Below are 12,848 nucleotides of genomic sequence, written 5' to 3' on the forward strand. Positions count from 1 at the left end.
TCTGATAAATTGTTAAAGAGCAGTTGCGACGCGCTTTAGCGCTCTGTCGCGAGGTCCCGTATAATACGTTTTCCTCATTCAGAGTCAAGCGCTTATTTTGCTTTTCTCTGTCGGCTTTCAACGTCGATTTCCGTCGTTGAATCCTCCTGACCCGGCGGCTTGTTTGCCGTTGTTCCGTGTCAGTGGAGGCGCATTATAGAGAGTAATTCTGAAGTGACAAGGATAAATTCAAAAAAAGAATTCAACCGCTCACTTTTCAACCAAACCAGGTGTTGAGCTTTAATTCTTGCCTGGTTTTTAAACAAAAACGAGCCCGTTGGGCCCGTTTTTGTCGTTTTGTGATTTACTGCACTGCCACAATACGGTCGTCTTTCACCACCAGCTCGACAGCTTTCCCCGGAACCAGCTCACCGGAAAGGATCTGCTGGGCTAACGGGTTCTCAATCTGCTGCTGAATAGCGCGTTTCAGTGGCCGCGCGCCGTATACCGGATCGTAACCGTTGGCGCTCAGCAACTTCAGCGCCTCATCGGACATCCGCACTTCATACCCACGCTCTTCCAGGCGTTTATACAAACGCTGCAGCTGGATCTGGGCAATAGAAGCAATGTGTTTCTCACCCAGCGGATGGAAGACCACCACTTCGTCGATACGGTTAATAAACTCCGGACGGAAGTTCTGGCTTACCACTCCCAGTACCAGATCCTTCATATGACCGTAGTCCAGTTCGCCAAACCGTTCCTGAATCAGATCGGAACCGAGGTTCGAGGTCATGATGACCACCGTATTACGGAAGTCGACCGTTCTCCCCTGCCCGTCGGTCAGACGCCCGTCGTCGAGTACCTGCAGCAGAATGTTGAACACATCCGGGTGCGCTTTTTCCACTTCATCCAGCAGAATGACGGAATAAGGACGACGACGCACCGCCTCGGTCAGGTAACCGCCCTCTTCATAGCCGACGTATCCCGGAGGCGCACCGACCAGACGCGAGACGGAGTGTTTCTCCATAAACTCGGACATATCGATACGCACCATCGCGTCGTCGCTGTCGAACATAAAGTTAGCCAGCGTTTTACACAGCTCGGTTTTACCGACCCCGGTTGGACCGAGGAACAGGAACGAACCAATCGGCCGGTTCGGATCGGATAGCCCAGCGCGGCTACGGCGAATGGCGTTCGATACCGCTTCAACCGCCTCATCCTGGCCAATCACCCGATGATGCAGCTCCTGCTCCATACGCAGCAGTTTGTCGCGCTCGCTTTCCATCATCCGGGAGACCGGGATACCGGTCCAGCGGGCCAGCACTTCGGCGATCTCAGCATCCGTCACTTTATTACGCAGCAGACGCATGGTTTTCCCTTCGGACTGAGTGGCAGCCGCCAGCTGTTTCTCCAGTTCCGGAATTTTGCCGTACTGCAGCTCGGACATCCGCGCCAGATCGCCGACGCGACGCGCCTGTTCGATAGCGATTTTCGCCTGTTCCAGCTCGGCTTTAATAGTCTGGGTGCCGGAGAGAGAGGCTTTTTCCGCTTTCCACTCTTCTTCCAGTACCGAGTACTGACGCTCTTTATCCGCCAGCTCCTCGTTGAGCATATCGAGACGTTTCAGGCTCGCTTCATCAGACTCTTTCTTCAGCGCCTGCTGTTCCAGTTTCAGCTGGATAATACGTCTATCGAGACGGTCCAGCTCTTCCGGCTTGGAGTCGATCTGCATACGAATGCTGGACGCCGCCTCATCGATAAGGTCGATGGCTTTATCCGGCAGCTGACGGTCGGCAATATAGCGATGCGACAAGGTCGCCGCCGCGACAATCGCCGGGTCAGTGATCTGCACGTGGTGGTGCAGCTCGTAACGTTCTTTCAGGCCACGCAGAATAGCGATGGTATCTTCTACCGTCGGCTCGGCGACGAACACTTTCTGGAAGCGACGTTCCAGCGCGGCGTCTTTTTCGATGTACTGACGGTATTCATCAAGCGTTGTCGCCCCGACGCAGTGCAGTTCACCACGCGCCAGCGCCGGCTTCAGCATGTTACCCGCATCCATCGCGCCGTCGGCTTTACCAGCGCCCACCATGGTATGCAGTTCGTCGATAAACAGAATGACGTTGCCTTCCTGTTTTGACAGGTCAGTCAGCACGCCTTTCAGACGCTCTTCAAACTCACCGCGGTATTTCGCCCCGGCCACCAGCGCCCCCATATCCAGCGCCAATACCCGACGGCCTTTCAACCCTTCTGGTACTTCGCCGTTGACGATACGCTGCGCCAGTCCTTCGACGATTGCCGTTTTACCCACCCCGGGTTCACCAATCAGTACCGGGTTGTTTTTGGTACGACGCTGCAGTACCTGGATGGTACGGCGAATCTCTTCATCACGGCCGATCACCGGATCCAGCTTGCCCTGCTCGGCTCGCTCGGTCAGATCGACGGTAAATTTCTTCAATGCCTGACGTTGGTCTTCGGCACCCTGATCGTTCACGCTTTCACCTCCGCGCATTTGTTCAATCGCCTGAGTCACGTTGGCGGTTGTTGCTCCGGCGGATTTTAAAAGGTCGGTCAGCGTACCGCGCGATTCAAGCGCCGCCAGAACGAACAGTTCCGACGAAATAAAGTTGTCCTTTTTCTTTTGCGCCAGCTTGTCGCAAAGGTTCAGGATCCGCACTAAATCCTGAGAAGGTTGTACATCGCCGCCGGTGCCTTCCACCTGCGGTAAACGGCTCAAGGCCTGCTCGATGTCAGTGCGTAGTTTCCCGGCATTGACGCCCGCCGAGGTTAATAAAGGACGTACCGATCCCCCTTCCTGATTCAGTAAGGCGCTCATTAAATGAAGAGGTTCGATGAATTGGTTGTCGTGCCCGAGTGCGAGTGACTGGGCATCGGCAAGAGCAAGCTGGAATTTATTGGTAAGACGATCCAGACGCATAACTCCTCCCATAAACAGGTCAAATTTGCTACTGGAGATTAAATGAGGTCATCCCTCAATTATTCAAGGTTAAAGACCTGAACTATGCGAAAAATAAGTTTGCCTTCTGGATCGTCTTGATTCTCTAGGTTATATCAGCCAAATGAAACTTGCCATACGACCGGTGGTCTTGTCGCGCCGGTAAGAGAAAAAATCATCCTTTTCGCTTAGCGTGCAGCGATCGCCGCCGAAAATCTGCTCAACGCCGACGTTTGCCAGACGCTGCCGAGCCAGTTGATAGATATCAGCAAAATATTTCTCGCCTGCCGGACGAAAAGCCCGGTGCGCGTTCTCGTCTTTCGCCATAAAGGCATCCCGGACTTCCGGCCCCACCTCAAATGCCTGCGGACCAATGGCCGGGCCCAGCCACGCCATCATGTTTTCGGCTTTATCGGCGAAACGGGCAACCGTCTCTTCCAGAACCCCTTCGCATAAGCCGCGCCATCCCGCATGCGCCGCGGCGACTTCGGTGCCGTCGCGGTTACAGAACAGGACCGGCAGGCAGTCGGCGGTCATCACCGCACAGACGGTGCCTGGCGTACGACTATAAGAAGCATCTGCGCGTTTCGATGGATAGGGTCCGCCGTCCAGCGTCAGAACATCGGTGCCATGAACCTGCTCCAGCCAAACCGGGTAAGACGGCAAGCCACCGGCAGCAAACATCCGCCGCCGGTTTTCTTCAACATGCTGCAGATTGTCTCCGCAATGGGCGCCCAGGTTGAGCGAGTCATAGGGCGGCAGACTCACGCCGCCAATGCGGGTCGAACTACAGGCCGCCACGCTGCGGGGCATCGGCCACTGCGGTACAATCAGTTTAGTCATAACCAGTCAATATCGTCCTTATGGGCTTCAAAATCGGCACGCATCGCCTCGATGAGCTCGACCATATCCTGTGGGATGGGCGCGTGCCACTCCATTTCAATGCCAGTGATCGGGTGGTACAGACGCAGCATGGTGGCGTGCAGCGCCTGACGGTCGAATTTACGCAGCGCGGTGATGAACTCCTCCGACGCGCCCTTCGGCGGACGCGGCCGGCCGCCATATACCTGGTCACCCACCAGCGGATGGGTGATATGCGACATATGCACACGGATCTGGTGCGTACGACCGGTTTCCAGGCGCAGGCGCAGGCGCGTATGGATGCGGAAATGTTCCATAATCCGGTAGTGGGTCACCGCCGGTTTGCCCATCGGATGCACCGCCATATGGGTACGTTTTGTCGGATGACGACTGATCGGCTCTTCCACTGTGCCACCGGAAGTCATATGACCAATGGCCACCGCTTCATACTCGCGAGTGATCTCGCGCAGCTGCAACGACTCCACCAGCCGGGTTTGTGCCGGAATGGTTTTCGCCACCACCATCAGACCGGTGGTGTCCTTATCCAGACGGTGCACGATCCCCGCGCGCGGCACATCGGCGATCGGCGGATAGTAGTGCAGCAGCGCATTCAGCACAGTACCGTCAGGGTTGCCCGCGCCAGGATGCACAACCAGATCGCGCGGTTTGTTAATCACGAGGATGTCATCATCTTCGTAAACGATATTGAGCGGAATATCCTGCGGCTGGAAGCGCGCCTCTTCTTCGATTTCGACATCGATAGCGATGTGCTCTCCCCCCAGCACTTTTTCTTTCGGCTTATCGCCAATGCTGCCATTGACTAATACGCGTTGGTCCAGGATCCATTCTTTTATCCGCGATCGCGAATAATCAGGGAACAATTCGGCCAAAGCCTGATCTAAGCGTTGACCGAGTTGATTTTCGGTCACCGTTGCGGTGAGTTGTACTCGTTGTGCCATATACAGCTTCTTCGTTTAACGTTGGGTTTTACGGCTTTGCCGTTTAATATAGTGTGCTATTGTAGCTGGTCTTAATCGGGAGCAGGAACAGAGATTCTCCCGCATAAACATTTTGAGGAAGTCAAAACGTCATGACGCGCATGAAATACCTGGTGGCAGCCGCCACACTGAGCCTGGCTTTGGTGGGTTGCTCCGGCTCTAAGGAAGAGGTGCCTGATAATCCGCCGAATGAAATCTACGCGACCGCCCAGCAAAAACTGCAGGACGGTAACTGGAAACAGGCGATAACGCAACTGGAAGCGTTGGATAACCGTTATCCATTCGGCCCTTATTCCCAACAGGTACAGCTGGATCTGATTTATGCGTATTACAAAAACGCCGATCTGCCGCTGGCTCAGGCGGCCATCGATCGCTTCATGCGTTTGAACCCCACCCACCCGAATATCGATTACGTCATCTATATGCGCGGCCTGACCAACATGGCCCTGGATGACAGCGCCCTGCAGGGCTTCTTTGGTGTCGATCGCTCTGACCGCGATCCACAGCACGCGCGCGATGCCTTCAATGACTTCTCCAAACTGGTGCGTGGTTACCCGAACAGCCAGTACGCCACTGACGCCTATAAACGTATGGTGTTCCTGAAAGATCGCCTGGCCAAATATGAGCTGTCGGTCGTGGATTACTACACCGACCGTGGCGCATGGGTTGCCGTCGTGAACCGCGTGGAAGGTATGATGCGTAACTATCCGGATACCCAGGCCACCCGCGATGCCCTGCCGAAGATGGAAAACGCCTATCGTCAGATGCAAATGAACGCCCAGGCGGACAAAGTCGCGAAGATAATCGCCGCGAACAGCAAGAACACCTGAGTCTGATTCATGGATCGCAAACGGCAGCCACTGGCTGCCGTTTTTTTATACTTTATCCCGTCAAGCTGAAGCGGTTTAGCGCCGGGTTAACTCATCAAATATGGCCTGCTTTACCGGGTTCGACAAGTAAAATCTCACTTCTTCCTGCCCTGTCTCACAAAATGAATTCGTTGACAAAAAGTGACAATAAAATGTGATTTAGATCACGCTTTTTGACATTGGGAAAGGTATGCTGGATTCACCAAGACGGGAAAGACAAGAGGTAAAATTTATGACAATGAACATTACCAGTAAACAAATGGAAATTACTCCGGCAATCCGCCAGCATGTCGCAGACCGTCTCGCCAAACTGGATAAGTGGCAAACTCATTTAATCAACCCGCACATCATTCTGTCTAAGGAGCCGCAGGGTTTTATCGCTGATGCAACCATCAATACGCCAAACGGTCATCTGGTTGCCAGTGCGCGTCATGAAGATATGTACGCCGCCATTAACGAATTGATCAACAAGCTGGAACGGCAGCTGAATAAAGTGCAACACAAAGGGGAAGCCCGCCGCGCCGCAACATCGGTGAAAGAGGCAGGCTTTGTGGAAGAAGAAGAGTAATCCTTAACTTAAGTTGTGTCATGCCACGCGCCTTCGGGCGCGTTTTTTATTGACAGAGTGAAAACAGTACAGGTACTGTAATCCCCACTACCTCAAGGAATTTACCATGAAACGTGTCCCGTTCTTCTTCGCATTCTTTTTTACCTTCCCCTGACCGGGAGGCAATTCGTCGTATAAGAAAGAATGCGAAGACGAACAATAAGGCCTCCCACCCGGGAGGCCTTTTTTATTTGATAACAACAAAGGCAACATCTATGACCGAGGAAAACCCATTACTGGCGCTGCGCGATAAGATAAGCGCACTGGACGAGAAACTGCTTGCTCTGCTGGCGGAGCGCCGCGGGCTGGCTGTTGAGGTTGGTAAAGCCAAACTGGCCTCCCACCGTCCAGTGCGTGATATTGACCGCGAACGCGATCTGCTGGAGCGTCTGATGACCATCGGCAAGCGCCATAATCTGGATGCGCACTACATCACCCGCCTGTTCCAGCTGATCATCGAAGACTCCGTCCTGACCCAACAAACCCTGCTGCAGCAGCATCTGAATAAAATTAATCCGCATTCGGCCCGCGTGGCCTTCCTTGGCCCTAAAGGCTCTTATTCGCATCTGGCGGCGCGTCAGTACGCCGCTCGCCATTTTGAGCAGTTTATTGAGAGCGGCTGCGCGAAGTTCGCCGATATTTTTAATCAGGTAGAGACCGGCCAGGCCGATTACGCCGTGGTGCCGATTGAAAACACCAGCTCTGGCGGGATCAACGACGTCTACGATCTGCTGCAGCACACCAGCCTGTCGATCGTTGGCGAGCTAACGATCCCTATCGATCATTGCGTGCTGGTTAGCACCTCGACGGATGCCGATAAAATTCAGACCGTCTACAGCCATCCGCAGCCGTTCCAGCAGTGCAGCCAGTATCTGAGCCGCTACCCGCACTGGAAGATTGAATATACCGAGAGCACCTCGGCGGCAATGGAAAAAGTGGCGCAGGCGAACTCCCCGGCCGTTGCGGCACTGGGCAGCGAAGCGGGTGGCGCCCTGTATAGCCTGCAGGTGCTGGAGCACTGCCAGGCCAACCAGACGCAGAACATCACGCGCTTCCTCGTCCTGGCGCGCAAAGCGGTGAACGTCTCCGATCAGGTTCCGGCCAAGACCACGCTGTTAATGGCGACCGGTCAGCAGGCGGGCGCCCTGGTGGAAGCCCTGCTGGTGCTGCGCAACCACAATCTGATCATGACCAAACTGGAATCTCGCCCGATCCACGGCAATCCCTGGGAAGAGATGTTTTATCTCGATATTCAGGCCAACCTGGACTCGCTGCCCATGCGCAAGGCATTAAAGGAGCTGGCGGAAATCACCCGCTCCATGAAGGTCCTCGGTTGCTACCCCAGCGAAAACGTGGTGCCAGTGGATCCGGTTTAACGTTCGCGGAACGGTAATTTCTTCATCCCTGCCACCGCAACCGGCAGGGTGAAGATGGCGCCTGACAGCGGGTACTTCGCCAGCTCATCGTCCTCCATGTTTTCCCGGGTTGTGGTGATATAGAGCGTTTTCATATCCGCCCCACCGAAGCAGACCATTGTCGGACAACGAACCGGCATCGGGTAAGTCTCCAGCTCCTCGCCCTGCGGCGAGAAACGAGCAATCCGCCAGCCGTCAAACATCGCGCTCCAGTAACAGCCCTCCACATCGATCGCCGCCCCGTCAGGGATGCCTTCGCCCGGCTGGAAACGGCGAAACACCTCGCGTCGTCCAGGCTCACCCTGTTCATCCAGCGGCGTACGGTAGATCACGGCGTTCGGCGTATCAGAGGTATACATCCAGCGCTGGTCGGCGCTAAACGCCAGACCGTTGGCGCCATGGATATCACACTGGATCACTTTCGGCTTCAGGTCATTATCGACTCGCATCAGCAGCGCGCCGTTGTAATCCCCCGGCCCCCAGAAGGTGCCGGCATAAAAACGCCCCTCGCGATCGGTCCCACCATCGTTAAACCGCGCCAGCTCCGGATTGCTCGGATTATCACAGACTTTCCGCCGCAGCAGGCCGTGGGCGTCGGTCAGCCAGATGCCACTGCGTAATGCAACGATAAATCCGCCCTTCTCACGCAGGGAGAAACAGCCGACCTCCTCCGGAAACTGCAGCACCTGGTGTTCGCCGCTGCGGGTATCGTAGCGGTGGATTTCACACTCCATGATATCGGCCCAGTAGAGGGCCTGTTCAGCCTCGCTCCAGGTCGGGCATTCCGGCAGGTATCCGGTGTAGTCAAACAGCGGTTGTGGTTCAGCCATCGTTGTCATCCCTATAAAAAAAGCCAGCGGTCGCTGGCTTTATTGTATACATCTTTTTCGCTTTACTGCCGATTATCGTTCGCCTGACGCAGTAGCGTGCGGCTCTCGCTCTGGAAACGCTGAGCGTAATCGCCAAACCAATGTTCGACTTTACGGAAGCTGTCGATAAACGCCTGCTTATCGCCCTGCTCCAGCAGGCCAATCGCTTCGCCGAAACGCTGGTAATAGCGCTTAATCAGCGCCAGGTTATTTTCCGATGACATAATAATGTCGGCGTACAGCTGCGGATCCTGGGCAAACAGGCGCCCCACCATCGCCAGCTCCAGCCGGTAAATAGGTGACGAAAGCGCCAGCAGTTGCTCAAGACGCACATTCTCTTCTGCCAGGTGCAGGCCATAGGCGAAGGTGGCAAAGTGGCGCAGCGCCTGAATAAACGCCATGTTCTGATCGTGCTCAACGGCGCTGATGCGGTGCAGCCGCGCGCCCCAAACCTGAATTTGTTCGAGGAACCACTGATAGGCCTCCGGCTGGCGGCCATCACAATAGACCACCACCTGCTTCGCCAGGCTGCCGCTGTCCGGACCGAACATCGGGTGCAGGCCAAGAACCGGGCCCTGATGCGCTGCCAGCATCGCCTGCAGCGGCTCCGCTTTCACCGAGGCAAGGTCTACCAGAATGCAATCCGCCGGCAGCGGCGGCAGCCTGCCGATCGTCTCCACGGTGGTGTGAATCGGTACGCTGACGATGACCATGCCGGCATCGGCGACGATATCCGCCGCCCGGGCCCAATCGTCTTTTTCCAGAATACGCACCTGGTAGCCGGACAGCGTTAACATCTTCTCAAACAGACGCCCCATCTGCCCGCCGCCGCCGACGATGACCACCGGCCGCAGATTCGGGTGCAGGGTTTTGAAGCCTTTGTCGTTTTCGCTGGAATAGGATTCCCGCATCACGCGACGCAGAACATCCTCGATCAGATCCGGCGGTACGCCGAGCGCAGCCGCCTCTTCACGTCGGGAGGCGAGCATCGCCGCCTCGCGCTCCGGGACGTAAATCGGCAGACCATACTGGCTCTTCACCTCGCCGACTTCGGCCACCAGTTCCAGACGCTTAGCCAGCAGGCTAAGCAACGCTTTATCCACTTCATCAATTTGATCGCGTAACGCGGTCAGTTCAGCAACCATACTTTCCTCTTACACCAAACGGGCCGCCAGATGGCCGCGGAGATCCTTATCCAGTTCACGCAGCAGCGCATCGGTGGTTTCCCAGCTGATGCAGGCATCCGTCACCGAAACGCCGTATTTCATCGTCTCACGCGGCTGTTCAGAGGACTGATTGCCTTCGTGGATATTACTCTCGATCATCAGGCCGATAATGGAGCGGTTGCCATCTTTGATCTGTGCGACAACGGATTCAGCCACGGCTGGCTGGCGGCGGAAATCTTTATTGGAGTTCCCATGACTGCAATCTACCATCAGCGACGGTTTCAGTCCCGCCTGCGCCATCTCTTTTTCGCATTTCGCCACATCTTCCGGACCGTAGTTCGGCGCCTTACCGCCGCGCAGGATCACATGGCCGTTCGGATTACCCTGCGTTTGCAGCAGGCAGACCTGCCCGGCCTGGTTGATGCCGACGAAACGGTGCGGCATCGCCGCGGCGCGCATGGCGTTGATGGCCGTCGCCAGACTACCGTCGGTACCGTTTTTAAAGCCGACCGGCATCGACAGGCCAGAGGCCATTTCGCGGTGCGTTTGTGATTCCGTGGTACGTGCGCCGATAGCGGACCAGCTGAACAGATCGCCAAGGTATTGCGGGCTGTTCGGATCCAGCGCTTCCGTCGCCAGCGGCAGTCCCATATTGACGAGCTCGACCAGCAGACGACGCGCAATCTTCAGGCCGCCTTCAACATCAAACGAACCATCCATGTGCGGATCGTTAATCAGCCCCTTCCAGCCGACAGTGGTACGGGGTTTTTCAAAGTAGACGCGCATCACCAGGTAGAGGCTATCGCTGACCTCTGCGGCAAGAGCTTTAAATCGACGAGCATATTCAATCGCGGCTTCCGGATCGTGGATCGAGCAAGGGCCGCAAACCACCAGCAGGCGCGGATCGCGGCCGGCGATAATATCGGAGATAGTCTCACGGGCATGCGCAATCTGCGCTTCCTGTTCAACGCTTAGCGGGAATTCCGCCTTCAGTTGCTCCGGGGTCATTAACACCTGTTCGTCGGTAATATGTACGTTATTCAGCGCGTCTTTTTGCATGATTGCGATCCTGTGTAGCTCGTTTGCGATAAAGGGTGCCTCAGCGGGCATGGCGTAACGATACCACACAAAGTAAAGAATTCAATCCATATTCCGTAAATTTTAATTTACACAAACAAATTAATTGCCACTTAACTCAACAAAATTCGTACAAAAATGTTTACACAACCAAAATTCACAGCAAACTTGCGCGCTATCGCGATCGCGATTACGAAAAATCCTGGTGAGATTTGTCCCAAAGCAAAGGGCGCATGTAATGACGGGTTTTGTTAACAGTGGTATTCTGCGCCGGGCATCGGCAGCGGCTTTTCCCGCGCTATGGCGAATTTGACGGAAGCGTTAATGACAGTATTACACCGTCTTTTATTGACTGTATTTTTTCTCATCGCGGTATCTCCTGTTTTTGCTGCCGGACCTTCAGAACATGTTCGCGCTATTGTTTCCGGGATCGTGACCTACACCCGTTGGCCGGCATTAACAGGGGCGCCGAAGCTGTGCATTTTTGCCTCATCACGCTTCACCCATAGCCTGGCTCATGAAGATCCGGATGCCTTGCCCTATCAACCGGTGATAGTACGTAATAGTGAAGAAGCGTTAAAAACAACCTGCGATGGTTTTTATTTTGGCAGCGAATCGCCGACCCAACAGTCGGAATTAACTCGCCGCTATGGCCCGAAGCCGCTTTTACTCATCGCAGAACAAAATACGGATTGCTCCATTGGTAGCGCGTTTTGCCTGATCATCAACGACGACAGGGTCCGCTTCTCCGTTAATCTGGACGTTCTGACGCACAGCGGGGTCCGGGTTAACCCGGACGTCCTGATGCTTGCCCGGAAAAAACCACATGAATAAGGACTTTTCACAGACCGCGCGCCCGACATTTAAACGCGCGCTTCGTCGAATTAGCGTGATAAGCGTGGTGATCTCCATGACGCTGGTCTGGCTGCTGCTAAGCACAGCCTCAATCTTCACGCTCAAGCAGTACGCGCAGAAAAATCTAGAGCTCACTGCCGCGACCATGGGTCGCAGCCTCGAAGCCGCCCTGGTGTTTGGCGATAGCGCGGCGGCGGAGGAGACCCTTGCTTCGCTGGGGAAGCAAGGGCAGATTTCCCAGGCGATTGTGCTCAACGGCCAGAAGCAGCACTTCGCCGCATGGCGCCATGAACCGCTGGCCAACAAAGAACAAGTGAGCGGCCTTATCAGTCAATGGCTGTTTCCGGAGCCTACGGTGCAGCCCATCTGGCACCAGGGCAAACAAATCGGCGAGCTGCGACTGACCGCGCTTGATGAACTGATCAGCCACTTTCTCGGTATCTCGATTCTGGTACTGACCGGCAGCATTCTGCTCGCCTCGTTCATCGCCCTGCTGCTGACCCACTCCCTGCACCGGGGGATCGTCACCGCCCTGCAGAGCATTACCGAGGTTGTGCACGATATTCGTGAAAACCGTCATTTCTCACGTCGGGTGCCCGAGGAGCGTATTGAGGAATTCCATCTTTTCGCCCAGGACTTTAACAGCCTGCTGGGGGAGATGGAGGACTGGCAGCGCCAGCTGCAGGCCAAGAATGCCCAGCTGTTGCGTAGCTCGCTTCATGACCCGCTGACCGGCCTGGCTAACCGCGCCGCCTTTCGCAACGCGCTCGCCGAACTGATGAAGAACGAGGTGGATCACCAGACCTCGGCATTACTGTTTCTTGACGGCGATAACTTCAAGCTGATCAATGACAACTGGGGGCACGCGGCAGGCGATAAAGTGCTGACGGAGGTCGCCAGCCGCCTGATGGCCTTCGCCGGAAAACGCCATCTGGCATGGCGTCTCGGCGGCGATGAGTTTGCCGTTCTGCTGCGTGAGGTGCGCTCGGAAGCCGAAGTGCAGGCTCTGTGCCAGGCGCTGTCGGAACAATTTCTTCCGCCATTCAACCTGCACAATGGCCATAGCGCCACGCTCTCGCTGAGCGTCGGTTATGCCCTGGCGTGGGAGCACGCCACCGCGGAATCACTGCAAGAACTTGCCGATCAGAATATGTATCGCATGAAAAACCAACGTATCCAGCAGACGCTGAAATAAT

Annotated in this window: 12 protein-coding genes and 1 other annotated feature; of the genes, 6 read left to right on the forward strand and 6 right to left on the reverse strand. The window is 55.5% G+C overall.

Annotation, left to right across the window (positions count from 1 at the left end; translation table 11 throughout):
* Nucleotides 1–343: 343 nt before the first annotated feature.
* From clpB to rluD, 3 genes are all read right to left on the reverse strand, one after another.
* Nucleotides 344–2,917, reverse strand: coding sequence for an ATP-dependent chaperone ClpB (gene clpB / locus NKJ21_RS16370; protein ID WP_008806080.1), 2,574 nt, complete (start codon nucleotides 2,915–2,917; stop codon nucleotides 344–346).
* A gap of 129 nt (nucleotides 2,918–3,046) precedes the next feature.
* Nucleotides 3,047–3,778 (reverse strand): purine nucleoside phosphorylase YfiH, encoded by a 732-nt coding sequence (yfiH, locus tag NKJ21_RS16375; protein WP_008806081.1) that lies wholly within the window; start codon nucleotides 3,776–3,778, stop codon nucleotides 3,047–3,049.
* Nucleotides 3,775–4,755, reverse strand: coding sequence for a 23S rRNA pseudouridine(1911/1915/1917) synthase RluD (gene rluD / locus NKJ21_RS16380; protein WP_012967426.1), 981 nt, complete (start codon nucleotides 4,753–4,755; stop codon nucleotides 3,775–3,777). The genes yfiH and rluD overlap by 4 nt, the downstream gene beginning before the upstream one ends.
* A 131-nt stretch (nucleotides 4,756–4,886) precedes the next feature.
* On the opposite strand from rluD, the gene bamD reads away from it, so the two are divergent.
* From bamD to pheA, 4 genes are all read left to right on the forward strand, one after another.
* Nucleotides 4,887–5,624, forward strand: a complete 738-nt coding sequence (gene bamD, locus NKJ21_RS16385; protein ID WP_004145664.1) for an outer membrane protein assembly factor BamD — start codon at nucleotides 4,887–4,889, stop codon at nucleotides 5,622–5,624.
* Nucleotides 5,625–5,895: 271 nt separating this feature from the next.
* Nucleotides 5,896–6,231: a ribosome-associated translation inhibitor RaiA gene (gene raiA, locus NKJ21_RS16390; RefSeq protein WP_002914111.1), complete on the forward strand. Its 336-nt coding sequence runs from the start codon at nucleotides 5,896–5,898 to the stop codon at nucleotides 6,229–6,231.
* A gap of 105 nt (nucleotides 6,232–6,336) precedes the next feature.
* Nucleotides 6,337–6,461: a sequence feature (Phe leader region), on the forward strand.
* The gene (pheL, locus tag NKJ21_RS16395) at nucleotides 6,338–6,385 is read left to right on the forward strand and encodes a pheA operon leader peptide PheL (RefSeq protein ID WP_100632159.1); all 48 of its coding nucleotides are present in this window, start codon (nucleotides 6,338–6,340) and stop codon (nucleotides 6,383–6,385) included. It overlaps the preceding feature by 48 nt.
* Nucleotides 6,462–6,485: 24 nt before the next feature.
* On the forward strand, nucleotides 6,486–7,646 hold the full coding sequence (gene pheA, locus NKJ21_RS16400; protein WP_012540845.1) for a bifunctional chorismate mutase/prephenate dehydratase: 1,161 nt from the start codon (nucleotides 6,486–6,488) through the stop codon (nucleotides 7,644–7,646).
* On the opposite strand, the gene NKJ21_RS16405 is transcribed toward pheA, so the two are convergent.
* The 3 genes from NKJ21_RS16405 to aroF form a co-directional block, all read right to left on the reverse strand.
* On the reverse strand, nucleotides 7,643–8,515 hold the full coding sequence (locus tag NKJ21_RS16405; RefSeq protein WP_012540844.1) for an SMP-30/gluconolactonase/LRE family protein: 873 nt from the start codon (nucleotides 8,513–8,515) through the stop codon (nucleotides 7,643–7,645). The genes pheA and NKJ21_RS16405 overlap by 4 nt on opposite strands.
* Before the next feature lie 62 nt (nucleotides 8,516–8,577).
* On the reverse strand, nucleotides 8,578–9,699 hold the full coding sequence (tyrA, locus tag NKJ21_RS16410; RefSeq protein ID WP_008806085.1) for a bifunctional chorismate mutase/prephenate dehydrogenase: 1,122 nt from the start codon (nucleotides 9,697–9,699) through the stop codon (nucleotides 8,578–8,580).
* A 9-nt stretch (nucleotides 9,700–9,708) separates the two neighbouring features.
* On the reverse strand, nucleotides 9,709–10,779 hold the full coding sequence (gene aroF / locus NKJ21_RS16415; protein ID WP_022064802.1) for a 3-deoxy-7-phosphoheptulonate synthase AroF: 1,071 nt from the start codon (nucleotides 10,777–10,779) through the stop codon (nucleotides 9,709–9,711).
* A 342-nt stretch (nucleotides 10,780–11,121) separates the two neighbouring features.
* Between aroF and NKJ21_RS16420 the strand changes: the two genes are divergently transcribed.
* Nucleotides 11,122–11,631, forward strand: coding sequence for a YfiR family protein (locus NKJ21_RS16420; protein WP_012540842.1), 510 nt, complete (start codon nucleotides 11,122–11,124; stop codon nucleotides 11,629–11,631).
* Entirely contained in the window at nucleotides 11,624–12,847 is a 1,224-nt protein-coding gene (dgcN, locus tag NKJ21_RS16425; RefSeq protein ID WP_008806088.1) for a diguanylate cyclase DgcN, read from the forward strand. Before NKJ21_RS16420 ends, dgcN begins: the two co-directional genes overlap by 8 nt.
* The last annotated feature ends 1 nt before the right edge of the window (nucleotide 12,848 follow it).

It is taken from the genome of Klebsiella sp. SWET4 (assembly GCF_024296565.1).
GTDB classification, from domain to species: Bacteria; Pseudomonadota; Gammaproteobacteria; order Enterobacterales; family Enterobacteriaceae; genus Klebsiella; species Klebsiella variicola.

What these genes read in the sequence shown, in the direction of transcription:
- bamD (WP_004145664.1), top strand. Translation starts at nt 4,887, where the DNA reads ATGACGCGCATGAAATACCTGGTGGCAGCCGCCACACTGAGCCTGGCT.
- tyrA (WP_008806085.1), bottom strand. Translation starts at nt 9,699, where the DNA reads ATGGTTGCTGAACTGACCGCGTTACGCGATCAAATTGATGAAGTGGAT.
- pheA (WP_012540845.1), top strand. Translation starts at nt 6,486, where the DNA reads ATGACCGAGGAAAACCCATTACTGGCGCTGCGCGATAAGATAAGCGCA.
- aroF (WP_022064802.1), bottom strand. Translation starts at nt 10,779, where the DNA reads ATGCAAAAAGACGCGCTGAATAACGTACATATTACCGACGAACAGGTG.
- clpB (WP_008806080.1), bottom strand. Translation starts at nt 2,917, where the DNA reads ATGCGTCTGGATCGTCTTACCAATAAATTCCAGCTTGCTCTTGCCGAT.
- raiA (WP_002914111.1), top strand. Translation starts at nt 5,896, where the DNA reads ATGACAATGAACATTACCAGTAAACAAATGGAAATTACTCCGGCAATC.
- yfiH (WP_008806081.1), bottom strand. Translation starts at nt 3,778, where the DNA reads ATGACTAAACTGATTGTACCGCAGTGGCCGATGCCCCGCAGCGTGGCG.
- NKJ21_RS16405 (WP_012540844.1), bottom strand. Translation starts at nt 8,515, where the DNA reads ATGGCTGAACCACAACCGCTGTTTGACTACACCGGATACCTGCCGGAA.
- NKJ21_RS16420 (WP_012540842.1), top strand. Translation starts at nt 11,122, where the DNA reads ATGACAGTATTACACCGTCTTTTATTGACTGTATTTTTTCTCATCGCG.
- rluD (WP_012967426.1), bottom strand. Translation starts at nt 4,755, where the DNA reads ATGGCACAACGAGTACAACTCACCGCAACGGTGACCGAAAATCAACTC.
- dgcN (WP_008806088.1), top strand. Translation starts at nt 11,624, where the DNA reads ATGAATAAGGACTTTTCACAGACCGCGCGCCCGACATTTAAACGCGCG.